The organism is Klebsiella sp. G-Nf4 (assembly GCF_002810615.1).
GTDB lineage: Bacteria > Pseudomonadota > Gammaproteobacteria > Enterobacterales > Enterobacteriaceae > Klebsiella > Klebsiella variicola.
This window is the reverse complement of sequence record NZ_PION01000001.1, coordinates 850,135-873,610: the sequence shown is the minus strand read 5'-3', so window position 1 is coordinate 873,610 and position 23,476 is coordinate 850,135. Positions and strand designations below refer to the sequence as shown.

Annotated in this window: 21 protein-coding genes; 15 read left to right on the top strand and 6 right to left on the bottom strand. The window is 59.2% G+C overall.

All coding sequences use genetic code 11. The features are described 5' to 3' along the window. Both tynA and paaZ read right to left on the bottom strand, forming a co-directional pair. Positions 1–2,268 (bottom strand): primary-amine oxidase, encoded by a 2,268-nt coding sequence (gene tynA, locus CWM57_RS04325; RefSeq protein ID WP_074386020.1) that lies wholly within the window; start codon positions 2,266–2,268, stop codon positions 1–3. Between the two features lie 279 nt (positions 2,269–2,547). After that, entirely contained in the window at positions 2,548–4,593 is a 2,046-nt protein-coding gene (gene paaZ, locus CWM57_RS04315) for a phenylacetic acid degradation bifunctional protein PaaZ (RefSeq protein ID WP_100675674.1), read from the bottom strand. A 286-nt stretch (positions 4,594–4,879) separates the two neighbouring features. On the opposite strand from paaZ, the gene paaA reads away from it, so the two are divergent. The 13 genes from paaA (at position 4,880) to paaY (ending at position 16,030) form a co-directional block, all read left to right on the top strand. Then, entirely contained in the window at positions 4,880–5,809 is a 930-nt protein-coding gene (gene paaA / locus CWM57_RS04310) for a 1,2-phenylacetyl-CoA epoxidase subunit PaaA (protein ID WP_004176377.1), read from the top strand. Positions 5,810–5,820: 11 nt separating this feature from the next. Next, complete coding sequence (gene paaB / locus CWM57_RS04305) at positions 5,821–6,108, top strand: 1,2-phenylacetyl-CoA epoxidase subunit PaaB (protein WP_002902768.1); 288 nt, start codon at positions 5,821–5,823, stop codon at positions 6,106–6,108. A 7-nt stretch (positions 6,109–6,115) separates the two neighbouring features. After that, a complete protein-coding gene (gene paaC / locus CWM57_RS04300; protein WP_074386018.1) occupies positions 6,116–6,871 on the top strand; it encodes a 1,2-phenylacetyl-CoA epoxidase subunit PaaC in 756 nt (251 codons plus the stop codon). Between the two features lie 11 nt (positions 6,872–6,882). After that, positions 6,883–7,380: a 1,2-phenylacetyl-CoA epoxidase subunit PaaD gene (gene paaD / locus CWM57_RS04295; protein WP_061154786.1), complete on the top strand. Its 498-nt coding sequence runs from the start codon at positions 6,883–6,885 to the stop codon at positions 7,378–7,380. A 7-nt stretch (positions 7,381–7,387) separates the two neighbouring features. After that, a complete protein-coding gene (paaE, locus tag CWM57_RS04290; RefSeq protein WP_100675673.1) occupies positions 7,388–8,458 on the top strand; it encodes a 1,2-phenylacetyl-CoA epoxidase subunit PaaE in 1,071 nt (356 codons plus the stop codon). Further along, on the top strand, positions 8,455–9,222 hold the full coding sequence (gene paaF, locus CWM57_RS04285; protein ID WP_100675672.1) for a 2,3-dehydroadipyl-CoA hydratase PaaF: 768 nt from the start codon (positions 8,455–8,457) through the stop codon (positions 9,220–9,222). Before paaE ends, paaF begins: the two co-directional genes overlap by 4 nt. A 2-nt stretch (positions 9,223–9,224) precedes the next feature. Then, positions 9,225–10,013: a 2-(1,2-epoxy-1,2-dihydrophenyl)acetyl-CoA isomerase PaaG gene (paaG, locus tag CWM57_RS04280; RefSeq protein WP_100630859.1), complete on the top strand. Its 789-nt coding sequence runs from the start codon at positions 9,225–9,227 to the stop codon at positions 10,011–10,013. Positions 10,014–10,016: 3 nt separating this feature from the next. Beyond that, the gene (locus CWM57_RS04275; RefSeq protein WP_100675671.1) at positions 10,017–11,438 is read left to right on the top strand and encodes a 3-hydroxyacyl-CoA dehydrogenase; all 1,422 of its coding nucleotides are present in this window, start codon (positions 10,017–10,019) and stop codon (positions 11,436–11,438) included. After that, positions 11,428–11,850: a hydroxyphenylacetyl-CoA thioesterase PaaI gene (paaI, locus tag CWM57_RS04270; RefSeq protein ID WP_002902876.1), complete on the top strand. Its 423-nt coding sequence runs from the start codon at positions 11,428–11,430 to the stop codon at positions 11,848–11,850. The genes CWM57_RS04275 and paaI overlap by 11 nt, the downstream gene beginning before the upstream one ends. Then, on the top strand, positions 11,850–13,055 hold the full coding sequence (gene pcaF, locus CWM57_RS04265; protein WP_100675670.1) for a 3-oxoadipyl-CoA thiolase: 1,206 nt from the start codon (positions 11,850–11,852) through the stop codon (positions 13,053–13,055). Before paaI ends, pcaF begins: the two co-directional genes overlap by 1 nt. Before the next feature lie 26 nt (positions 13,056–13,081). Beyond that, a complete protein-coding gene (gene paaK / locus CWM57_RS04260) occupies positions 13,082–14,398 on the top strand; it encodes a phenylacetate--CoA ligase PaaK (protein WP_100675669.1) in 1,317 nt (438 codons plus the stop codon). A gap of 99 nt (positions 14,399–14,497) precedes the next feature. Then, on the top strand, positions 14,498–15,424 hold the full coding sequence (gene paaX / locus CWM57_RS04255) for a phenylacetic acid degradation operon negative regulatory protein PaaX (protein ID WP_165451785.1): 927 nt from the start codon (positions 14,498–14,500) through the stop codon (positions 15,422–15,424). Positions 15,425–15,433: 9 nt separating this feature from the next. After that, a complete protein-coding gene (paaY, locus tag CWM57_RS04250) occupies positions 15,434–16,030 on the top strand; it encodes a phenylacetic acid degradation protein PaaY (protein ID WP_008805114.1) in 597 nt (198 codons plus the stop codon). Between the two features lie 32 nt (positions 16,031–16,062). Here the strand turns inward: paaY and nadS are convergent, their stop codons facing one another. From nadS to azoR, 3 genes are all read right to left on the bottom strand, one after another. Next, positions 16,063–16,347 (bottom strand): NadS family protein, encoded by a 285-nt coding sequence (nadS, locus tag CWM57_RS04245; RefSeq protein WP_100675668.1) that lies wholly within the window; start codon positions 16,345–16,347, stop codon positions 16,063–16,065. A gap of 1 nt (position 16,348) precedes the next feature. After that, the gene (locus CWM57_RS04240) at positions 16,349–16,681 is read right to left on the bottom strand and encodes a type II toxin-antitoxin system RelE/ParE family toxin (protein WP_008805112.1); all 333 of its coding nucleotides are present in this window, start codon (positions 16,679–16,681) and stop codon (positions 16,349–16,351) included. Between the two features lie 244 nt (positions 16,682–16,925). Continuing rightward, positions 16,926–17,531, bottom strand: a complete 606-nt coding sequence (azoR, locus tag CWM57_RS04235) for an FMN-dependent NADH-azoreductase (RefSeq protein ID WP_100675667.1) — start codon at positions 17,529–17,531, stop codon at positions 16,926–16,928. A gap of 203 nt (positions 17,532–17,734) precedes the next feature. On the opposite strand from azoR, the gene hrpA reads away from it, so the two are divergent. Both hrpA and CWM57_RS04225 read left to right on the top strand, forming a co-directional pair. Further along, complete coding sequence (gene hrpA / locus CWM57_RS04230) at positions 17,735–21,637, top strand: ATP-dependent RNA helicase HrpA (protein WP_100675666.1); 3,903 nt, start codon at positions 17,735–17,737, stop codon at positions 21,635–21,637. A 242-nt stretch (positions 21,638–21,879) separates the two neighbouring features. After that, complete coding sequence (locus tag CWM57_RS04225) at positions 21,880–22,680, top strand: hypothetical protein (RefSeq protein ID WP_227520634.1); 801 nt, start codon at positions 21,880–21,882, stop codon at positions 22,678–22,680. Between the two features lie 100 nt (positions 22,681–22,780). On the opposite strand, the gene CWM57_RS04220 is transcribed toward CWM57_RS04225, so the two are convergent. After that, on the bottom strand, positions 22,781–23,440 hold the full coding sequence (locus tag CWM57_RS04220) for an O-methyltransferase (RefSeq protein ID WP_032754220.1): 660 nt from the start codon (positions 23,438–23,440) through the stop codon (positions 22,781–22,783). Between the last annotated feature and the right edge of the window lie 36 nt (positions 23,441–23,476).

Below are 23,476 nucleotides of genomic sequence, written 5' to 3'. Positions count from 1 at the left end.
TTACTTTTTCTTCTCGCCAAGGGTTGGGGTTTCGTCAAAGAAGTTCCACGGCTTCAGCAGGGCGTGCGCCCATTCGGTCGGCATGATCGGCCACTCTTCGGCGCGCGCCACGTGAGTGGTGCCGGTGGTGATCCACACGACGTCGTCGTGGTTAGTCAGCGACTCATCATCCTTTGCGTACTGCCCTAAGCCGGTATCCTGGGCGGAACGGTTCGGGTATTTCCCTTCCGGATAACGCTCTGTCGGGTGGTAGCGCGTCACCCACAGCTGTTTATCCATAAAGCTCAGGCGATGGTAGATCCACTCGTCCGGGGCGAACTTCGCGCCGGTCGCCGCCGGGTGCGTACCGCCGGCATACGGGATGATCTGATAAGAGACCGGGTTGCCCATGCGGTTCTCTTTGCTGGTGTTGCTCAGCAGGCGAATGGTGCCCGGGTCGAATTTCTGCGCTGCTTTCTGCTCGCTGTCAATGGTGTACTGATTCACCTGCATGGTACTGGTGCGCGGGCCACCGGCGGTGTTGGGCTTCACTTCAGGATCCATCGCCACCAGGGTGTTGTTTTCGCCGTCCACGTCGAGGTCGAGGCGGAAGTTATAGATGTGCTGGTGGGTGGTGCCGACAATATTATGGTCGATCAGCGTCCCGTAGCGGGTATCCTCTTTGGCGCTGGGGTCGTGCATGGTCTTCGCCATCACGCCTTTGACGGCTTCAATCCCGGTGGCGCCTGCGTCGATACCGATGGTGCCGTTGTCGTGGAACACCCAGTCAAAGATATAGTCGTAGTTGCCGACGGTGCTGATCCAGCGCACCACCAGCTCCCGGCGCTCGGTACTGACGTTGGGCTTGCCCATCTCCAGGTGCTTATATTCCGGCCCGGCGTAGCGTTCGAATATGGCGACTGCGTGCGGGATGGTGGTCGGCGCGCCGGTGTAGTCGGCGATGGTTTCATCCAGCAGCACCGCATTCGACGGTGCGTCCTTGCCGCGGACAATCGGCGAGGTCAGGGTGCCCATGCCGTAATCGCCGGAGTCCAGATAGGCTTTGAAATACCAGCCGACGTCCGGGTCGCCGTAGGGAACGATCATCCCACCGAGGGAACCTTCATACATCACCTGGCGTTTTTTGCCGTTATCGTTGTAGGTCACCGTCGAGAGGATTGGCCCGACGCGCGAGTTAAGGCGCAGGTGGAAATCCCAGTTCTGCCAGTGAATGGTATCCCCGGTAATGGTGTAGTTTTTGCCCTCTGGTTCCGTAATATCTAGCGGTTTCACCGCCGGGGCGTTGCGGTCGCGGCCATCATACGGACGGGGTTCCATCGGCACCGGGATCACCGGGCCTTCCTCAATTTTGATGATTTTCTTCGCTTCAAGGTCGACCACCGCCACCAGGTTTTCAATCGGGTGCGCCCAGTAGTTGCCGTCGCCGGTATCGAGATAACTCACTACCTTCAACAGACGCGCATCCTGTTGCAGGCCATCTTTGCCATCAAAATAGCCGACGGTGAGCGGGGTGGTGACCACTTTGCCAGGATCGGTAATGCCGTGCTTTTTCAGCACCTCAGCGAATTCGCTGCTGGCATTGATAATGTTCTGCACGCTAACAAAATCATCGAGCAGTACCATCCCGTGGGCGCCTTTAACTGGCGTCCAGGAGAGGATTTTTTTGTTTTGCAGATCGACGACGGCTTCAATCACGTGTTTGCCATCCAGCATCACCACATCGGCGGTGCGCGGGGCGTCAACGGGCGTTCCCTGCAAAGCAAAGGCCCACACCGCCGCTTTATCCGGCTCGTGCAGGGAAATTTCGGTAAAGCGGGTATTGGGCTGGAATTCCGGCGCGGCTTTAACAAGGGTCACCGCTTCACTGATTTCCGCCGCCGAGAGCGAGTTTAACGGGTGCGGGCGCTTTTCCACCTGGAAGGTCTGATCGAGACCGGACTGGAAGACATCGTTGATAAAGGTATCGGAGACCCAGGCTTTTCCTTCCTTCATCACCACCGGCACCTGCAGGTCAAGGGTTTTACCGTTGACGATCGCCGTTTTGGCGCCGGGCTTCACTTTGACGTAAGCGCCGTCTTTTATCAGGGTAAACATTTGTGCGTAGTCATCCCACTGCACATCGGCGCCGAACGCCTGCAGCGTTTTATCCAGCGGTACCATGTGGGCTTCGCTGCCGTGGGCGAAGACCGGTGATTGCCAGGCGCAAACCACCGCCACGGCCAGCGCCAGCGCGGTTTTACGAGGAGAAAATTTCAAGCCGTTTGCCATGATGACCTCATCTTATTGTTGTGTTGTCTCTTGCCGCTGCGAATGTCGGCTTTGTCACCCTTAAGCTACCAGCCAGCGGCGCCGGGGCGTTTGTTTGCTTTTGCCAGCTTGTTTGTCAGTTTTGCCAGACGGGCGTAAAAAATGCCTCCGCAGAGGCATTGAGAACGTGCGCCGATTTTTTTGCCGGGTGGCGGCTGACGCCTTACCCGGCCTACCCAACCGGGTCTGACTGTCTGTAGGCCCGCGCAAGCGCAGCGCCGCCGGGCGATTTTCAGCGCATCACGCCGGGAAATCCCCTTGCTGGCGCGCCACCAGGGTCAGAATGGAATACAGCGCCACCGCCTGCTGGTGCTGGTTGAAAATCTCCACCGCCCATTCCACCACGCCGGTGGCTTTCTCATCGGCGCTGCGCTGACGCTTAACGGTTTTACGCTTACAGGTGAGGCGAACCTGAATGGTATCTCCCGGTTTGACCGGCTCAATAAAGCGCAGGTTTTCCATGCCGTAGTTGGCGATAACCGGCCCGACGCCGGCATCGACGAACAGCCCGGCCGCGGCGGAGATCAGGAAATAGCCGTGAACCACCCGCTCGCCGAAAATCGACTCAGCGGCGGCGATTTTGTCCATATGCGCATAAAAATGGTCGCCGCTCAGGCAGGCGAAGTTAACGATATCCGCTTCGGTCAGCGTTCGGCGCGGGGTCAGTAAACTGTCGCCAGGCTGGATCTCTTCGAAGTATTTACGGAACGGGTGAATGCGGTCTTCGCTAACCTGCGCGCCTCGCACCCACTGCTGGCCGATGGTCGCCAGCATCGTTGGGCTGCCCTGGACCGCGGTACGCTGCATATAGTGTTTCACCGAGCGCAGTCCGCCAAGCTCTTCTCCGCCGCCAGCGCGGCCAGGGCCGCCGTGTATCAGCTGCGGCAGCGGCGAGCCGTGGCCGGTCGACTCTGCCGAGGACGCTTCGTTAAGGATCTGAATACGACCATGCGCGCGCGCGGCGCCAAGGATAAACTCGCGGGCCAGCTCGCCGCTGGCGGTGACCAGCGTACCGGCCAGACTACCGCCACCGGCGCGCGCCAGCGTCAGCGCATGCTGGCGGTCGCGATACGGCATTAGCGTCGCCACCGGGCCAAAGGCTTCAATGGCGTGAACCGCCGGCGTTTCATCCGGCTGCGGGCAGTACAGCAGGGTCGGTGGGAAGAACGCGCCGGCCGCGCTGAGGTCCGCTTCTCCGCCAAGCAGCGCTTCGCAGCCGGCGGCAATTAGTTTATTCACGCTCTCCTGTACGTCCTGACGCTGCTCGCTATTGACCAGCGCCCCCATTTTTATGCCTTCCTGCGCCGGGTCGCCGACGGTCACTTTATGCAGGCGGGCGATCAGTGCATCGCTAACCGCATTGATCTGCGCCAGCGGAACAATGATGCGACGGATAGCGGTACATTTTTGCCCGGCTTTTGCCGTCATCTCGCGGACCACCTCGCGGATAAACAGCGCGAATTCCGGTTGCTCCGGGGTGACATCTTCGCCTAACACACAGCAGTTGAGCGAATCCGCTTCCATCGTAAAGGGAATCGATTTGGCCACCAGGTTAGGGTGCGCCCGCAGCTGCTGGCCGGTGGCGGCTGAGCCGGTAAAGGTCACCACGTCCTGGCTATCGAGATGGTCGAGAAGATCGCCCGCGCCGCCGCAAATCAGGCTGATAGCGCCTTCCGGCACCAGGCCGCTGTCGACAATCGCTTTTACCATCGCCTGGGTGAGCTGGGCGGTAGCGGTGGCCGGTTTAATGATAGCCGGCATACCGGCAAGCCACGTAGGCGCCAGTTTTTCCAGCATTCCCCAGCAGGGGAAATTGAAGGCGTTGATATGGACGGCGACGCCTGATTTCGAGGTCAGCACATGACGCGCGGCAAAACCGCCTTGTTTGGAGAGCGGGATCAGCTCGTCCTCCGGCCACAGGATATCGTCCGGCAATTCGCGACTACCGAGCCCGGCATAGGTGAAAAGGGTGCCGATGCCGCCTTCAATATCCACCCAACTGTCGGCGCGGGTGGCGCCGGTTTGCGCGGAGATGGCGTAGAACTCGTCTTTCTGCTCCAGCAACCGTTTTGCTACCGCTTTTAACATCGCGCTGCGTTCAATAAAGGTCATGGCTTGCAGAGCCTTACCGCCGCGCTCAATCGCGAAGCGGCGCGCTTGCGCCATATCCAGGCCTTCGCTGGTCACCTCCCACAGCGCGGCCCCGGTAATGGCGTGATGGATAGTACGGGCGCGGCCTCGGCCGGTCTGCCAGGCGCCGGATAAGTAGCTGGCTAACTGCTGCATCGTCAATCTCCAAATGTGTTACGTGTGATATCTATAAATAGTTCTTTTATGAATCATAAAAAGCAAGTCTGTATTTAATAATTTATTAACATTGTGATCGGTGGGTAATGGGTTGTTTTGTTTATATCACTGATATATAGGCTGTTTACAAAAGGTTTTGCGGTTAGCATCACAAAAAGAACAAACAAAATTTGTGGTTTTATTTAACCAATATGTAACCTTCAATAAACAAAGTGATTCACATAAATATTTTTGTTGTGAATATCGGAATCATAAAGGTGATGACGTGACAGAAGAACAACGCTTTGACCAGCGCATCGCGCAGGAAACGGCCATCGAACCGCAGGACTGGATGCCGGATGCCTACCGTAAGACCTTGATTCGTCAGATAGGCCAGCACGCGCACTCGGAAATCGTCGGCATGCTGCCGGAAGGCAACTGGATCACCCGCGCGCCGACGCTGCGCCGCAAAGCGATCCTGCTGGCTAAGGTACAGGATGAGGCCGGGCATGGGCTTTATCTCTATAGCGCCGCGGAAACGCTGGGCTGCGCGCGGGAAGACCTATATCAGAAGATGCTCGACGGGCAGATGAAATACTCCTCCATTTTTAACTATCCAACCCTCAGCTGGGCCGATATCGGCGTGATCGGCTGGCTGGTCGATGGCGCGGCCATCGTCAACCAGGTGGCGCTGTGCCGGACCTCCTACGGCCCCTATGCCCGGGCGATGGTCAAAATCTGCAAAGAGGAGAGCTTTCACCAGCGCCAGGGATTTGAAGCCTGCATGGCGCTGGCGCAGGGCAATGACGCGCAGCGGCAGATGCTGCAGGACGCCATTAACCGCTTCTGGTGGCCGGCGCTAATGATGTTTGGCCCCAACGATGACAACTCGCCGAACAGCGCCCGCAGCATGGCGTGGAAAATCAAACTGCACTCCAACGACGAACTGCGTCAGCGCTTCGTCGATAACACCGTGCCGCAGGTAGAGATCCTCGGTATGACCGTCCCGGACCCGGATTTGCAGTTTGATGAAGCCAGCGGCCACTACCGCTTCGGCGAAATCGACTGGCAGGAATTTAACGAGGTGATTAGCGGCCGCGGCATTTGCAATCACGAGCGGCTGGCCGCCAAGCGTAAGGCCTGGGAAGAGGGCGAATGGGTGCGCGAAGCCGCGCTGGCCCATGCGCAAAAACAGCAGGCCCGCAGCGCGGCATGAGGAGAGACAACATGAGCAAAGTTTACTGGCCGTTATATGAAGTGTTCGTTCGCAGCAAACAGGGGTTATCCCATCGTCACGTCGGCAGTCTGCACGCTGCCGATGATCAAATGGCGCTGGAGAATGCCCGCGATGCCTACACCCGCCGCAGCGAAGGCTGCTCAATTTGGGTGGTGAAGGCCAGCGAAATCGTTGCTTCGCAGCCGGAAGATCGCGGCGAATTCTTCGACCCGGCGGAAAGCAAAGTCTACCGTCATCCGACTTTCTATACCGTGCCGGACGGCATGGAACATATGTGAGGCGGCGATGAATAACCCTAACCCCGTAGCCACCTACGCCCTGCGTCTTGGCGACAATGGTCTGGTTCTGGCCCAGCGTTTAGGCGCCTGGTGCGGCCATGCTCCCGAGCTCGAGATCGATCTTGCGCTGGCCAACATCGGCCTCGACCTGCTCGGCCAGGCGCGCAATTTTTTAAGCTATGCCGCCGAGCTTAACGGCTGCGGCGACGAAGATACGCTGGCCTTTGGCCGCGATGAGCGCCAGTTCAGCAACCTGCTGCTGGTGGAGCAGCCAAACGGCAATTTTGCCGACACTATCGCCCGCCAGTTCTTTATCGACGTCTGGCATGTTGCCCTGTTCAGCCGGCTGGTGAACAGCCGCGATACGCAGCTGGCGGCCATTGCCGCCAAAGGGCTGAAAGAGGTGCGTTACCACCAGCGCTTTAGCCGCGGCTGGCTGGAGCGTCTTGGTAACGGCACCGAGGTATCAAATCGCAAAATGCAGCAGGCGGTCGACAATCTGTGGCGCTTCACCGGCGAACTGTTCCTTGCCGATGAAGTGGAGCTCAGCCTGGTTGAGCAGGGTATTGCGGTTGATCCGCGCGAGCTTCAGGCCGAATGGCAAAGCGCGGTACATACGGCGCTGCTCGACTCCGGTTTACAGATCCCGCAGGAAGCGGCCTTCCGCAGCGGCGGCAAACAGGGGCTGCACAGTGAACATCTCGGCCCGCTGCTGGCGGAGATGCAATATCTGCAGCGTTCGCATCCCGGACTGCAGTGGTAAGTGAGGTGACTATGCAACGTCTTGCCGATATCGCTCCAGCAGAGGTTCGTACCATCTGGGGATTATTAAGCGCGATCCCGGATCCGGAAGTGCCGGTACTCACCATCACCGACCTCGGTATGGTGCGCAGCGTCGCGCGCCACGGCGACGGTTGGGTGATTGGCTTTACCCCGACCTATTCGGGCTGTCCGGCAACGGAGCATCTGCTGGGCGAGATCCGCGCCGTGATGAGCGAACATGGCTTTGTGCCGGTACATATCGTCCTGCAGCTGGATCCGCCGTGGACCACCGACTGGATGAGCCAGGAGGCCCGCGAGCGCCTGCGCCAGTACGGCATCAGCCCGCCGCAGGGGCACGCCTGCCATGCGGACATGCCCACCGAGGTGAGCTGTCCGCGCTGCGGCAGCACCCATACCTCGCTGATAAGCGAATTCGGTTCCACGGCCTGCAAAGCGCTCTATCGCTGCGACAACTGCCGCGAACCTTTTGATTACTTTAAATGTATTTGAGGTTGCCATGACGACGTTCCATTCGCTTAAGGTGGTGAGAGTCGAGCCGGAAACCCGCGATGCGGTGACCATCACTTTTGCGATCCCGCAAGCCCTGCAGGCGGAATACTGCTTTCGTCCGGGCCAGCATCTGACGCTAAAAGCCCGTCTGGGCGGCGAAGAACTGCGCCGCTGTTACTCCATTTGTCGCAGCCGCACGCCCGGCGAAATTAGCGTCGCGGTCAAAGCTATCGACGGCGGGCGCTTCTCGCGCTACGCCCAGCACGATATCCAGCAGGGTATGGAGCTGGACGTGATGGTGCCGCAGGGGCATTTCGGTTATCAACCGCAGGCTGAACGGCAGGGTGAGTATCTGGCGATTGCCGCCGGCTCCGGGATCACGCCGATGATGGCGATCATTAGCGCGACGCTGGCGACCGAGCCGCAAAGCCGCTTCACGCTGATCTACGGCAACCGCAGCAGCCATAGCATGATGTTCCGCCAGGCGCTGGCCGATTTAAAAGACCGCTATCCGCAGCGCCTGCAGGTGATACACCTGTTTAGCCAGGAATCGATGGACAGCGATCTGCTACAGGGGCGCATTGACGGCGACAAACTGCGCCAGCTCGCTGACCATCTGCTGGATTTTAGCCGTTTCGACGAGGCCTTTATCTGCGGTCCGGCGGTGATGATGGACGAGGCGGAAGCGGCGTTACGTGAACTTGGCGTAGCGGAGAAATCGATTCATCTCGAACGCTTTAATACACCAGGCGGCAATGTGAAGCGCGCCGCTGGCGTGCAGGCGGAAGGGCGCACGGTGACCATCCGCCAGGACGGGCGCGATAGGCTGATCGCCCTCAGCGCCGAAGACGACAGCATTCTGGATGCCGCGTTGCGTCAGGGCGCGGATCTGCCGTTCGCCTGTAAGGGCGGGGTATGCGCCACCTGTAAATGCAAAGTGCTGCGCGGTGAAGTGGCGATGGCCGCCAATTACAGCCTGGAAGCGGATGAGCTGGCGGCGGGATATGTCCTGAGCTGCCAGTCGCTGCCAACCAGCGGCGACGTGGTGGTCGACTTTGACGCGCGGGGGATGGCATGAGTGACCTGCTGATCCACCGTCATGGCCGGGTGCTACAGCTGACACTAAACCGTCCGCAGGCCCGCAACGCGCTGAACAATGCCTTATTGACCCAGATTGCCGAGGCGCTGGAGGTTGCGGCAGTTGATGACAGCGTCGGCGTCTGCGTTATCAGCGGCAACCCGCGTTTTTTCGCCGCCGGGGCCGACCTCAATGAGATGGCGGAGAAAGATCTGCCAGCCACCCTTGACGATATTCGCCCACGGTTGTGGGCACGAATTGATGCTTTCACTAAACCGCTCATCGCTTCGGTCAACGGCTACGCGCTTGGCGCCGGCTGCGAGCTGGCCCTGCTGTGCGACCTGATTGTCGCCGGCGACAACGCCCGCTTTGGCCTGCCGGAAATTACCCTCGGCATTATGCCGGGCGCGGGCGGCACCCAGCGGCTGATCCGCAGCGTTGGCAAGGCGCTGGCCAGCCGGATGGTGCTGAGCGGCGAGAGTATTGACGCCCGCCAGGCCCTGCAGGCCGGGCTGGTCAGCGATATCCATCCGGCGGCGTTAACCGATGAGTACGCCCTGAAACTGGCAACCACCATCGCCCGCCATTCGCCGTTAGCGCTACGGGCGGCAAAACAGTCGCTGCGCCTGTCGCAGGAAGTCAGTTTGCAGGCCGGTCTGCAACAGGAGCGTCAGTTGTTTAGCCTGCTGAGCGCCACCGAGGACCGCCGCGAAGGCATCGACGCCTTCTTACAAAAACGTACACCGGACTTTAAAGGACGCTAATCGTGGAAGCTTTCATTCTCAGCGCAGTGGAACAGGGCGTTATGACCATTACCCTCAATCGCCCGGACCGCCTCAACAGTTTTAACGACCTGATGCATCAACAGCTGGCGGACTGTCTGAAGCAGGCCGAGCGCGACGACGGCGTACGCTGCTTGCTGATCACCGGCGCCGGACGCGGCTTCTGCGCCGGCCAGGATTTGAACGACCGCAATGTCGACCCCAGCGGCCCGCCGCCGGATCTTGGTCTGTCGGTAGAACGCTTTTACAACCCGCTGGTACGCCGTCTGGCGGCGCTGCCGAAACCGGTCATCTGCGCGGTTAACGGCGTGGCCGCCGGCGCAGGCGCTACCCTGGCGCTGGGCTGCGATATCGTGCTGGCCGCGCGTTCGGCCAAATTTGTGATGGCGTTCAGTAAGCTCGGCCTGGTGCCGGACTGCGGCGGTAGCTGGTTCCTGCCGCGGGTGGCCGGCCGCGCGCGCGCGATGGGGCTGGCGCTGCTGGGCGATAGCCTCAGCGCGGAACAAGCCGCGCAGTGGGGAATGATCTGGCAGCTGGTGGACGATTCAGAACTGGCGGATACCAGTCTGCAGCTGGCGCGCCATCTGGCGGCGCAACCGACGTTTGGTCTTGGGCTGATTAAAAAGGCGCTGCTGGCTGCTGAAACCAACAGTCTCGACGCGCAGCTGGACCTGGAGCGCGATTATCAACGTCTGGCCGGGCGCAGCGATGATTACCGCGAAGGGGTCAGCGCGTTTCTGGCCAAACGACCACCACAGTTCAGCGGGAAATAGGCCATGACAACATCCTTATCCACGGTGGCAGTGATCGGCAGCGGCACCATGGGCGCTGGTATTGCCGAAGTGGCCGCCGCCGCCGGACATCCGGTGCGTATTTTCGATATTAATCAAACCGCGATTGCCCGGGCGATCGACGGCATTGCCAGGCGTCTCGCCTCACGGGTCGAGCGCGGCAAACTGGCGTCAGAGCAGGCCGACGCGTTGCTGGCGCGCCTGCATCCGGCCCACGATTTAGCCGCGCTTGCCGACGCGGATTTAGTGATCGAAGCGGCCTCTGAACGGCTGGAGGTCAAAACGGCGCTGTTCGCGCAGCTGGCGGCGATCTGCGCGCCGTCAACGTTGTTGACCAGCAATACCTCGTCGATTTCGATTACCGCCATCGCCGCCGGGGTCAAAAACCCGGAGCGGGTGGCCGGGTTGCACTTTTTTAATCCGGCGCCGGTGATGAAGCTGGTCGAGGTGGTGAGTGGCCTGGAGACGTCTGCGGAGGTGGTAGAGCAGCTGTGCCAGTGCGTAAGCGGTTGGGGGAAACAGCCGGTACGCTGCCGCTCAACGCCCGGTTTTATTGTTAACCGCGTAGCGCGTCCATTCTACGCTGAGGCCTGGCGCGCGCTGGAAGAGCAGGTTGCCGCCCCTGAGGTTATTGATGCCGCTTTGCGTGACGGCGGTGGTTTTCCGATGGGGCCGTTAGCGCTGACGGACCTGATTGGTCAGGACGTCAACTTCGCCGTGACCTGCTCGGTATTTAACGCCTTCTGGCAGGACCGCCGCTACCTGCCATCGCTCCTGCAGCAAGAGCTGGCGCTGGCCGGGCGGCTGGGTAAAAAGAGCGGTCACGGCGTTTATCACTGGCCTACGGAGACGCAGCCGGACGCGGCGTTGCCGCCCGTATCTACTGGCGCTCAATCCATTACAGTTCTAAGTGACAACGTCACTGAATTAGATGATCTCTTGTTGCTGGAGACCGAAGGCGAGACGGCGCTGGCGCTGAGTGTGAAGCACCACCGCCCGGTGGTGGTGTATGACCTGTGCGCCAGCGATACGGTGGTGCTGGCCGCAGCGGCGACCAACGCGCCGGCGGCGACGGACAAAGCGGTGCACTACTTCCAGCAGCAGGGCAAGAAAGTACTGCGTATTGCCGATTATCCCGGCCTGCTGGTATGGCGCACGGTGGCGATGCTGATTAACGAAGCGCTGGATGCGGTGCAAAAAGGCGTCGCCAGCCCGCAGGATATCGATACCGCGATGCGCCTTGGCGTCAACTATCCGTACGGCCCGCTGGCGTGGGGAGAACGCCTCGGCTGGCGGCGGGTGCTGCGTCTGCTGGAGAACCTGCAACATCATTATGGCGAGGAGCGCTATCGCCCCAGTTCCCTGTTGCGCCAGAAGGCGCTGATGGAGAAGCACTATGAGCAATGATCCGTGGCGCAACGCGCGCGTGATGTACGAAAAAGATACCTGCGCCAGAAAGATGGGGATCGAACTTATCGAAATGGACGACGGTTTTGCGCAGATGAGCATGACCGTCTCGGCGGACATGCTTAACGGCCATCAGACCTGTCACGGCGGCCAGCTATTTACGCTTGCCGATACCGCTTTTGCCTACGCCTGTAACAGCCAGGGGCTGGCGGCGGTGGCTTCCGCGGCAAGCATTGATTTTCTTCGTCCGGCGTTTGCCGGCGACCGGCTGGTCGCCACCGCCAGAGTCAAACAGCAGGGCAAGCTGACCGGTGTCTACGACATTGAAATTGTTAATCAACAGCAAAAAATTGTGGCCCTGTTCCGCGGCAAATCGCACCGCATCGGCGGCACAATCACAGGAGACGTGTAATGCGCGACGCCTTTATTTGTGACGGGATCCGCACGCCGATTGGCCGCTACGGCGGCGCGCTGGCCGGCGTCCGCGCCGACGATCTGGCGGCGATCCCGCTACGTGAGCTGCTGAGCCGTAACCCCGGGCTCGACCCGGCAGCGATAGATGATGTGATTTTCGGCTGCGCTAACCAGGCCGGTGAAGATAACCGCAACGTGGCGCACATGGCGACGCTGTTGGCCGGTTACCCGCATAGCGTGCCGGGCACCACGATTAACCGCCTGTGCGGATCGGGTCTGGATGCAATTGGTTTTGCCGCCAGGGCGATCAAAGCTGGCGATGCCGATCTGCTGATTGCCGGCGGCGTGGAATCGATGTCGCGCGCGCCGTTCGTGATGGGAAAAGCCAGCGCGCCGTATCAGCGTCAGACGGAACTCTTTGATACCACGATTGGCTGGCGTTTTGTGAACCCGCTCATGGCGCAACACTTCGGAACTGACAGCATGCCGGAAACGGCCGAGAATGTAGCTGAATTGTTAAATATTAGCCGGGCCGATCAGGACGCTTTCGCCTGGCGCAGCCAGCAGCGTACGGCGCAGGCCCAGCGCGACGGCATTCTGGCCCAGGAGATCGTGCCGGTGCAGATTGTGGGCCGGAAAGGGGTGGTTAGCGACGTGCGCGAGGACGAGCATCCCCGCCCGGAAACCACGCTTGAGCAGCTGGCGAAACTGAAAGCGCCGTTCCGCCAGGGCGGCGTCATTACCGCGGGCAATGCTTCCGGCGTTAACGATGGCGCCGCGGCGCTGATTATCGCCAGTGAACAGCAGGCCAGCGTACAGGGGCTCACGCCGCGGGCGCGTATCGTGGCGATGGCGACGGCGGGTGTTGAACCGCGCCTGATGGGACTGGGGCCGGTACCGGCGGTGCGTAAAGTGCTGGAGCGCGCCGGACTCAATATTAACGATATGGATCTGATTGAGCTGAATGAGGCCTTCGCCGCCCAGGCGCTGGGGGTGCTCAGACAGCTTGGCGTGCCGGACGATGCGGCGCACGTGAATCCCAACGGCGGCGCCATCGCGTTAGGCCATCCGCTGGGCATGAGCGGCGCGCGGTTAGCGCTGAGCGCCAGTCTTGAGCTGCAACGCCGGGGCGGGCGCTATGCGCTGTGTACGATGTGTATTGGCGTGGGTCAGGGCATTGCCATGATCCTCGAGCGAGTGTGAGCTAATTTACCTGCGAGTACCCTACAATGATAACTACTACAAAATTAGATCCGATTGAAACCGCATCGCGTGACGAACTGCAGGCCCTGCAAACCCAGCGCCTGAAATGGACGCTCAAGCATGCGTATGACAATGTGCCGATGTATCGCCGCAAATTCGACGCTGCCGGCGTGCACCCTGACGACTTCCGGGAATTAAACGACCTGCAAAAATTCCCCTGTACCACCAAACAGGATCTGCGCGACAACTATCCCTTCGATACCTTCGCGGTGCCGATGGAGCAGGTGGTGCGCATTCACGCCTCTTCCGGCACCACCGGCAAACCGACGGTGGTGGGTTATACGCAAAACGATATTGATAACTGGGCCAATATTGTCGCCCGTTCGCTGCGCGCGGCCGGTGGTTCAGCAAAAGATAAAATTCACGTCGCCTACGGCTACGGCCTGTTTACCGGCGGCCTTGGCGCGCACTACGGCGCGGAGCGTTTAGGCGCGACGGTGATCCCGATGTCTGGCGGACAGACCGAAAAACAGGCGCAACTGATCCGCGACTTCCAGCCGGATATGATCATGGTGACGCCGTCCTACTGTCTGAATCTGATTGAAGAGCTGGAGCGCCAGATGGGCGGCGATGCGCGCGGTTGTTCATTGCGAGTCGGCGTGTTTGGCGCCGAGCCGTGGACGCTGGCGATGCGCGCGGAGATCGAGCGTCGTCTGGGGATCACCGCGCTGGATATTTACGGTTTGTCAGAGGTGATGGGGCCAGGGGTGGCAATGGAGTGCCTGGAAACCGTTGACGGCCCGACCATCTGGGAAGACCACTTCTTCCCGGAAATCGTCAACCCGGACGACGGTACGCCGCTGGAAGATGGCGAGCATGGCGAACTGCTGTTTACCACGTTGACCAAAGAAGCGCTGCCGGTGATCCGCTATCGTACCCGCGATCTGACGCGCCTGCTGCCGGGCACCGCGCGGACCATGCGCCGCATGGATCGCATCAGTGGACGCAGCGACGATATGCTGATTATCCGCGGGGTTAACGTCTTCCCCTCGCAGCTGGAAGAGGAGATCCTCAAGTTTGAACACCTGGCGCCGCACTATCAGTTAGAGGTCAATCGCCGCGGTCATCTTGATTCGCTGGCGGTACGCGTTGAGCTGAAAGAGAGCGGGCTGGCGTTAAGTCATGAACAACGCTGCCAGATTTGCCATCAGCTGCGCCATCGCATTAAGTCGATGGTCGGGATCTCTACCGATATTACTATCGTCAACTGCGGCAGCATTCCCCGCTCTGAAGGGAAAGCCTGTCGGGTATTCGACCTGCGTAAAGCGGTGGTCAGCGGTTAATTCTCTCCCCGGTAACCCGGCTGAGGCCTTTACGCCATAAGCCGGGATTTTCCTGTGCTATGATTCATAAAGGAAAAATATAACAACAGAATGAATCAGATGAGTAAACTCGACGTCTTTATTCAACAAGCGGTGACGGCGACGCCGATCAGCGGCACGTCATTAATTGCCTCGCTGTATGGCGATGCCCTGTTACAACGCGGTGGGGAAGTGTGGCTGGGTAGCGTCGCGGCGCTGCTGGAAGGATTAGGATTTGGCGAGCGCTTTGTCCGCACTGCGCTGTTTCGCCTCAATAAAGAAGAGTGGCTCGATGTCGTGCGTATCGGCCGGCGTAGCTTCTATCGCCTGAGCGATAAAGGCCTGCGCCTGACCCGGCGCGCGGAACATAAAATTTATCGCGCGAACGCGCCGGAATGGGACGGCACCTGGCTGCTGCTGCTCTCGGAAGGCCTGGAGAAAAATGTGCTGGCCGACGTCAAAAAGCAACTGCTGTGGCAGGGGTTTGGCGCACTGGCGCCCAGCCTGTTGGCCTCGCCGTCGCAAAAGCTGGCCGATGTCCAGTCGCTGCTCCATGAAGCGGGCGTCGCCGAAAACGTCATCTGTTTTGAAGCCCATTCGCCGCTGGCGCTCTCCCGTGCGGCGCTGCGCAGCCGGGTGGAGGAGTGCTGGCATCTCACCGAACAAAACGAGATGTATGAATCGTTCATCTCGCTATTCCGACCGTTACTGCCGCTGCTGCGCGACTGCGACCCGGCCGAGCTGACGCCGGCGCGCTGTTTCCAGATCCAGCTGCTGCTGATCCATTTTTATCGCCGGGTGGTGCTCAAAGATCCGCTGCTGCCGGAAGAGCTGCTGCCGGCGCACTGGGCGGGGCAAACCGCCCGCCAGCTGTGTATCAATATTTATCAACGCGTGAATCCCGGCGCGCTGGCGTTCGTCAGCGAGAAAGGGGAAAGCTCGGTGGGCGAGCTTCCCGCGCCGGGCCCGCTCTATTATCAGCGCTTTGGCGGTTTGCCGGGCGCATAAGGAGGTTGCATGCCGATTTATCAGATTGATGGACTGACGCCAGTGGTGCCGGAAGAGAGCTACGTCCACCCAACCGCCGTGCTGATTGGCGACGTGATCCTCGGTAAAGGGGTGTATGTTGGGCCCAACGCCAGCCTGCGCGGCGATTTTGGCCGCATTGTGGTCAAAGACGGCGCCAATATTCAGGACAACTGCGTCATGCATGGATTCCCCGGCCAGGATACGGTGGTGGAAGAGGATGGCCACATCGGTCACGGCGCTATTCTGCACGGCTGCGTGATTGGCCGCAACGCGCTGGTGGGCATGAGCGCGGTGATTATCGACGGGGCGGTCATTGGCGAAAACAGCATTGTCGGCGCTTCGGCCTTTGTCAAAGCCAACGCCGAGATGCCCGCCAACCATCTGATTATCGGCAGCCCGGCAAAAGCGATTCGCACCCTGAGCGAACAGGAGCTGGCGTGGAAAAAACAGGGTACCCGTGAATACCAGGTGCTGGTGGAGCGCTGTAAGCAGACGCTGCATCAGGTTGAACCGTTGCGGGAAGTGGAAGCAGGGCGTAAGCGGCTGGAGTTTGATGAAAACCTGCGGCCAAAAACGCAGCGCTAACTTCCCAGAGCAACCCGGAGAGGTTGAGTGGATTAGTGCTCAGCCAGTTCGCGAAAGAACGCCGGGTTGGCCTGGATAACCGCCAGTACTTTTGCTGCCAGGCCTGTCGGGTTGCGCCGCCTGGACTCCCAGCTTTTGATGGTATCCACGCTGGTACCCAGCGCTTTTGCCATTTCCGCCTGCGAAACATTAAGCTGCGCGCGGATGGCTTTCACATCAGCCACTTCATAGCGCGTCGCACGGGCTGGGACCTTGTTGCCGTCTTTGATCTCAACAGCCTCTTCCAGAGACGCTTTAAGCTCGTCAAAGTAACCCATTTCAAACCTCATTTTTTAGTCGCCGGGTCAGTTTCCTGAGTTCGTTTTTTTCCGCAGCGCTCAGGCTCTCTTTGGTGTGCTTCGGGTAGGCTAAGACGAGATAGATAATCTCGCGGGTTGCCAGAAAATAAATCACCCGCACGCCGCCGCTTTTTCCCTGTGAGCCTGTCGCCATTCTTATTTTCCGTAACCCGCCGGTATCCTGGATAAGATCGCCAAAATCCGGGTTGCCTATGAGTTGCCTCTGCAGTGCCCTCAGATCTTCATCGCTAGCCAGCTGTTTTATCTGGCGGGTAAATAGCGACGTTTCGATAAATTCAATGGCATGACACACGAAAACGCGCCTTGCTAAGGTACCATGTACACCATTGAGTGTACATAGTACGCACTCCTGTTTTTGACCATGACAACGGTTGCCGTCAGCCACCGGCAGTGAGCCAGATTCGTGCGGCGACAGCCATGGTACAGACTGGATGCTTAAGGCGTTGGAATGATGCGTGAATTTACGAGGCGGCTCGTAAAAGGGGAAACGGGCGAGGGGAAAAAAACACTCCCACCGGGCGGCGGGAGTGGAAATCTTAGGCTGCAACCACGCTGTCGATGGCCGCTTTCGCGTCGGACTGCGCTTTGGCCGCCACTTCCGGGCCGTAAGCGATACCTTCGGCGAACACGAAGTTCACGTCGGTGATGCCGATGAAACTGAGGAAGGTGGACAGGTACGGGGTGACCAGATCGGTCGGGGTATCTTTATGGATACCGCCGCGGCTGGTGACGACGATCGCACGTTTACCGGTCACCAGACCTTCCGGCCCTTTCTCGGTGTAGCGGAAGGTGACGCCGGCGCGAGCCACCAGGTCAAAATAGTTTTTCAGCTGCGTCGGGATGTTGAAGTTGTACATCGGGGCAGCGATAACAATCACATCGTTCGCTTTCAGTTCGGCGATCAGCTCGTCGGAAAGGGACAGCGCTTCCTGCTGACGCGGGGTCAGCGGGGTGTCGCTCGGACGCAGGGCGCCGACCAGTTCACCATCCAGGACCGGGATCGGATTAGCGGCCAGGTCACGCACGGTGATCTCGTCGCCCGGGTGTTTTTCCTGCCATTGTTCAACAAAATAGTCGGAAAGCTGACCAGATTGTGAGTACCCTGCCAGAATACTGGATTTCAGAACTAATACTTTGCTCATGGGTGTTTCCTTTTTTAATGTGATTGACGGGTCAATGCCCTGGTGCTTGTTGACACTGTATTCACAATCGCGCCACAGAGATAGCGCAATATATCGAATCCTACGTTCAGATTTTTTGAACAAGGCGCGAATGACACAGATGTGGTACTCTAAGGCAATACTTCAAAAGAGATTTTCCCGGCAGAGCTCTGCCCGATAACGCTATGACAGAACAACAAAAAATCACCTTCCCCCAGCTTTATCAACAGCTCGACGGCCTGATGCTGCGCGATAAAACGCGCTTTGCCCGCCGTCTGCACGGTGTGAAGAAGGTTAAAAATCCTGAATCGCAACAGGCCATTCTGCAGGAGATGGCGCAGGAGATAAGCCAGGCAGCCGGTAAAGTCCTGCTGCGCGAAGCGGCGCGTCCGGCCATCACCTATCCGGAAAACCTGCCGGTTAGCCAGAAAAAACAAGAGATTCTCGAGGCGGTGCGCGACCACCAGGTGGTGATTGTCGCCGGGGAGACCGGTTCGGGCAAAACCACCCAGTTGCCCAAAATCTGCATGGAGTTGGGGCGCGGGCTGAAAGGACTCATCGGTCATACCCAGCCGCGTCGTCTGGCCGCGCGAACCGTCGCCAACCGTATCGCCGAGGAGCTGCAAACGGAGCCGGGCGGTTGCATCGGCTATAAAGTCCGCTTTAGCGATCACGTCAGCGACAACACCATGGTCAAGCTGATGACCGACGGTATTCTGCTGGCGGAGATCCAGCAGGATCGCCTGCTGATGCAGTACGACACCATCATTATCGATGAAGCGCACGAGCGCAGTCTGAACATTGATTTTCTGCTCGGCTATCTGAAAGAGCTCCTGCCGCGCCGCCCGGACCTGAAAATCATCATTACCTCGGCGACCATCGACCCGGAACGTTTCTCAAAGCATTTCAATCATGCGCCCATTATCGAAGTCTCCGGGCGGACTTACCCGGTGGAAGTTCGCTACCGGCCGATAGTGGAAGAGGCGGACGACACCGAGCGCGATCAGTTACAGGCGATTTTTGATGCGGTCGACGAGCTGGGGCGCGAAGGGCCCGGTGATATTCTGATCTTTATGAGCGGTGAGCGGGAGATTCGCGATACCGCCGATGCGCTGAATAAACTGGATCTGCGCCATACCGAAGTGCTGCCGCTGTACGCTCGTTTGTCCAACAGCGAGCAGAACCGCGTCTTCCAGCCGCACAGCGGACGACGCATCGTGCTGGCGACCAACGTGGCGGAAACCTCGCTGACCGTGCCGGGCATTAAATACGTTATCGATCCCGGTACTGCGCGTATCAGCCGTTACAGCTACCGCACCAAGGTGCAGCGCCTGCCTATCGAGCCGGTTTCCCAGGCGTCCGCCAACCAGCGTAAGGGCCGCTGCGGCCGCGTTTCGGAAGGGATCTGTATTCGTCTTTATTCGGAAGACGATTTCCTGTCGCGCCCGGCGTTTACTGACCCGGAAATTCTGCGTACCAACCTGGCGTCGGTCATCCTGCAGATGACCGCCCTGGGCTTAGGCGATATCGCCGCCTTCCCGTTTGTCGAAGCGCCGGATAAGCGCAATATCCAGGACGGCGTGCGCCTGCTGGAAGAGCTGGGCGCCATCACCACCGATGAGCAGGCCACCGCCTATAAGCTAACGCCGATGGGCCGCCAGCTCAGCCAGCTGCCGGTGGATCCGCGTCTGGCGCGCATGGTGCTGGAGGCGCAGAAGCACGGCTGCGTGCGGGAAGCGATGATCATCACCTCCGCGCTGTCGATTCAGGACCCGCGCGAGCGGCCGATGGATAAGCAGCAAGCGTCGGATGAAAAACACCGCCGCTTCCATGATAAAGAGTCCGATTTCCTCGCCTTCGTCAATCTGTGGAACTACCTTGGCGAGCAGCAGAAGGCGCTGTCGTCGAATCAGTTCCGCCGCCAGTGCCGGGTCGATTTTCTTAACTATCTACGCGTGCGCGAGTGGCAGGACATCTACACCCAGTTGCGCCAGGTGGTGAAAGAGCTCGGCCTGCCGATCAACAGCGAGCCGGCGGAATATCGCGAGATCCATACCGCGTTGCTGACCGGTTTGCTGTCGCACATCGGCATGAAGGATGCCGATAAGCAGGAGTTTACCGGCGCGCGCAACGCCCGCTTCTCCATCTTCCCGGGTTCCGGTTTGTTTAAAAAGCCGCCAAAATGGACGATGGTGGCGGAACTGGTGGAAACCAGCCGGCTGTGGGGGCGCATCGCCGCCCGCATTGAGCCGGAGTGGGTTGAGCCGGTCGCGCAGCACCTGATCAAGCGCTCATACAGCGAACCGCACTGGGAGCGGGCGCAGGGCGCGGTGATGGCGACGGAGAAGGTCACCGTCTACGGCCTGCCGATCGTTGGCGCACGCAAGGTCAACTACAGCCAGATCGACCCGGCGCTGTGCCGCGAACTGTTTATCCGCCACGCGCTGGTGGAGGGCGACTGGCAGACGCGGCATGCCTTCTTCCGGGAAAACCTGAAGCTGCGGGCGGAAATCGAAGAGCTGGAGCATAAATCGCGCCGCCGCGACATTCTGGTGGATGACGAAACCCTGTTCGAGTTCTACGACCAGCGCATTAGCCACGACGTCATCTCCGCCCGTCATTTTGATGCCTGGTGGAAGCAGGCCAGCCGCGAAACGCCAGACTTGCTCAATTTTGAAAAGAGCATGCTGATTAAAGAGGGGGCGGAGCAGGTCAGCAAGCTGGACTACCCGAACTTCTGGCATCAGGGCAACCTCAAGCTGCGGCTTAGCTACCAGTTTGAACCGGGCGCCGATGCCGATGGCGTGACGGTGCATATTCCGCTGCCGCTGCTGAATCAGGTGGAGGAGGCCGGGTTTGAATGGCAGATCCCCGGCCTGCGTCGCGAGCTGATTATCGCGCTGATAAAATCGCTGCCGAAGCCGGTGCGGCGCAATTTCGTCCCGGCCCCTAACTATGCGGAAGCGTTTCTCGGCAGGGCGACGCCGCTTGAGCTGCCGCTGCTTGATTCGCTGGAGCGTGAGTTGCGTAAGATGACCGGCGTGACCATCGACCGCGAGGCCTGGCAGTGGGATCAGGTGCCCGATCACCTGAAAATCACCTTCCGGGTGGTGGATGACAAAAACAAGAAGCTGCAGGAAGGGCGCTCGCTGCAGGCGTTGAAAGACGCGCTAAAGGGCAAAGTTCAGGAGACGCTGTCGGCGGTGGCCGATGACGGCATCGAGCAGAGCGGGCTGCATATCTGGAGCTTTGGCACGCTGGCGGAAAGTTACGAACAGAAGCGCGGCAACTATAAGGTGAAAGCCTGGCCGGCGCTGGTGGACGAGCGCGACAGCGTGGCCATCAAGCTGTTTGATAATCCACAGGAACAGCAGCAGGCCATGTGGCGCGGTCTGCGTCGCCTGCTGCTGCTCAACATCCCGTCGCCGATTAAGTATCTGCACGAGAAACTGCCAAATAAAGCCAAGCTTGGGCTCTATTTTAATCCGTACGGCAAAGTGCTGGATCTGATTGACGATTGCATCTCCTGCGGCGTTGATAAGCTTATCGACGAGGCGGGTGGTCCGGTGTGGACGGAAGAGGGCTTCAGTCAGCTGCACGATAAAGTGCGAGCCGAGCTCAACGACACGGTGGTGGAGATCGCCAAACAGGTCGAGCAGATCCTCACCGCGGTGTTCAATATCAACAAACGGCTGAAAGGCCGCGTGGATATGACCATGGCGCTGGGGCTGTCGGATATCAAAGCGCAGATGGCGGGCCTGGTGTATCGCGGTTTTGTCACCGGCAACGGCTTCCGCCGTCTTGGCGATACGCTGCGCTATCTGCAGGCGATTGAAAAGCGTCTGGAGAAGATGGCTATCGATCCGCACCGCGATCGCGCACAAATGCTGAAAATTGAGAGCGTGCAGCAGGCGTGGCAGCAGTGGCTGAATAAGCTGCCGCCGAACCGCCGTGAGGACGACGATGTTCGGGAGATCCGCTGGATGATCGAGGAACTGCGGGTGAGCTTCTTCGCCCAGCAGCTGGGCACCCCGTATCCTATCTCGGACAAACGCGTCCTGCAGGCGATGGAGCAGATCACGCCGTAATCCCCTCCTTCCCCCCGCCCGGTGGCGCTGTGCTTGCCGGGCGGGGGCATATCCTGAGGCTGATACTCATCAGTACGCCGTACCCGATAATCTTCCCGTCCCTGATGTGACCCATACCGGTTATCCCGGTCGTAAAATTAACGGATTCTGAAAATCGCCCCGGTGGCTTGGGGAACCTGCTTTATTGGCGTATTTTTATCCTCGCTTTGCCGGATAAACAGGACACGGAGTCTATTTTTACCATGATGGCTATGTACAGACTATTTATGCTGGTGTCGGCAATTCTTGTTATTACGGCGTGTAAACCCTTCATTGACGCTTTCTCCTGTGATGAAACACCGCGGGCGATCAACGATGCCAATTTTTTTATTTTGACCTATCTTACGCCGCTGACTGGCGAGGTGCAGAGCGTGCAAATCGTCGGTAGCAAAAATAACGAGTCTGGCACCCTTCGTTTTGCCCAGTGCCGTCGGCTGGAAAGTTACGAGCGAGCAAAAACCTTTAATACCGCGAATGACTCCACGATAGTCAGAGATAATGTTCACTGGCGAAATGATAAAGGATGGATGCGGGAATATATCCGACAGACCCGGAGCGCGACGGGAAATATCAGCAAGATGATTATACGCACTCAGTTTTATACCGATAATCTCGGGCGCATTGTACGTTCAGATAATCTACTCGTGTCGCAGCAACCGCCCAAAGCCATGAGCACAACCACCTATCACTATGACGACCGCCACCGGCTGGCGCGTAAAACGGTCAATGGCGGCATGATGGCCATGCTTGTTGTCAATTATCACTACGCGGAAGGGCATTTAAGCCGCATTGCCGACTCGGATGCGACCACGACGCTGCGTTGGGATGAAAAAGGGCGGTGGTTATCCGAGGAAAGAACCACCACGTATAGTACAAAACACCAGTCGCGCTGTTTAGGCTGGGACCCCGAGGGGAACTGTACCGGGGAATATGGCGAGCATGAAGGATACGGCGGAAAAAGCGACGCGTCTCTGCACTATCAGTATACGTATTATCCCCAATGATCGTCAGCGGACGAATGCCGCTGGTGACGCGTCCCGGCGCGGGTTTTCTCCCTCTCCCTGGGGGAGAGGGCCGGGATGAGGGCATCAGGCCGCCAGGATCTTACCCATTCACCAGCGCCAGCGTAAACCCATCCCATCCCTTGATGCCCACCGTCTGCAGCGCGGTGGCAGTGAGCCGCGGGTTATCCCCGATCATTTCGATAAACCGACGCACGCCCTGCACGCGCGCATCATCGCTTTGTCCGTTAATCACTTCGCCATCGCGCACCACGTTATCGCCCACGATCAGCGTCCCGGGGCGCGAATAGTGCAGCGCCCACTCCAGATAGCGAGGATTATTAGGTTTATCGGCATCAATAAAGATCAGGTCGAACGGCTGCACATTCGCGAAATTTTCCAGCGTGTTCAGCGCCGGTCCTTCAATGAGTTCAATGCGCTCGTTTAGCCCCGCAAGGCGGATATTCTGGCGCGCCACCCCGGCATGGCCAGGATCGGCCTCGAGGGTAATCAGCTTTCCGTCGGCGGGCAGCGCGCGCGCCATCCAGATAGCGCTATAGGCGCCGAGCGTGCCAATTTCCAGGATCCGCCGCGCCTGCGTTATGCGCACCAACAGCGCCAGAAGTTGCCCCTGATTGGCCGCAACATCATGTTCAGGTAGCCCGGCGCGTTTGTTGTTTTCCAGTACCTGACTCAGTATGTCATCTTCAGGAATAAGCGAAGAAATCATGAAATTATCGACGGCAGACCACTGTTGTTGCATAGATTGACTCCCTGGTGGTTGTTGCCGGGTAGCGCT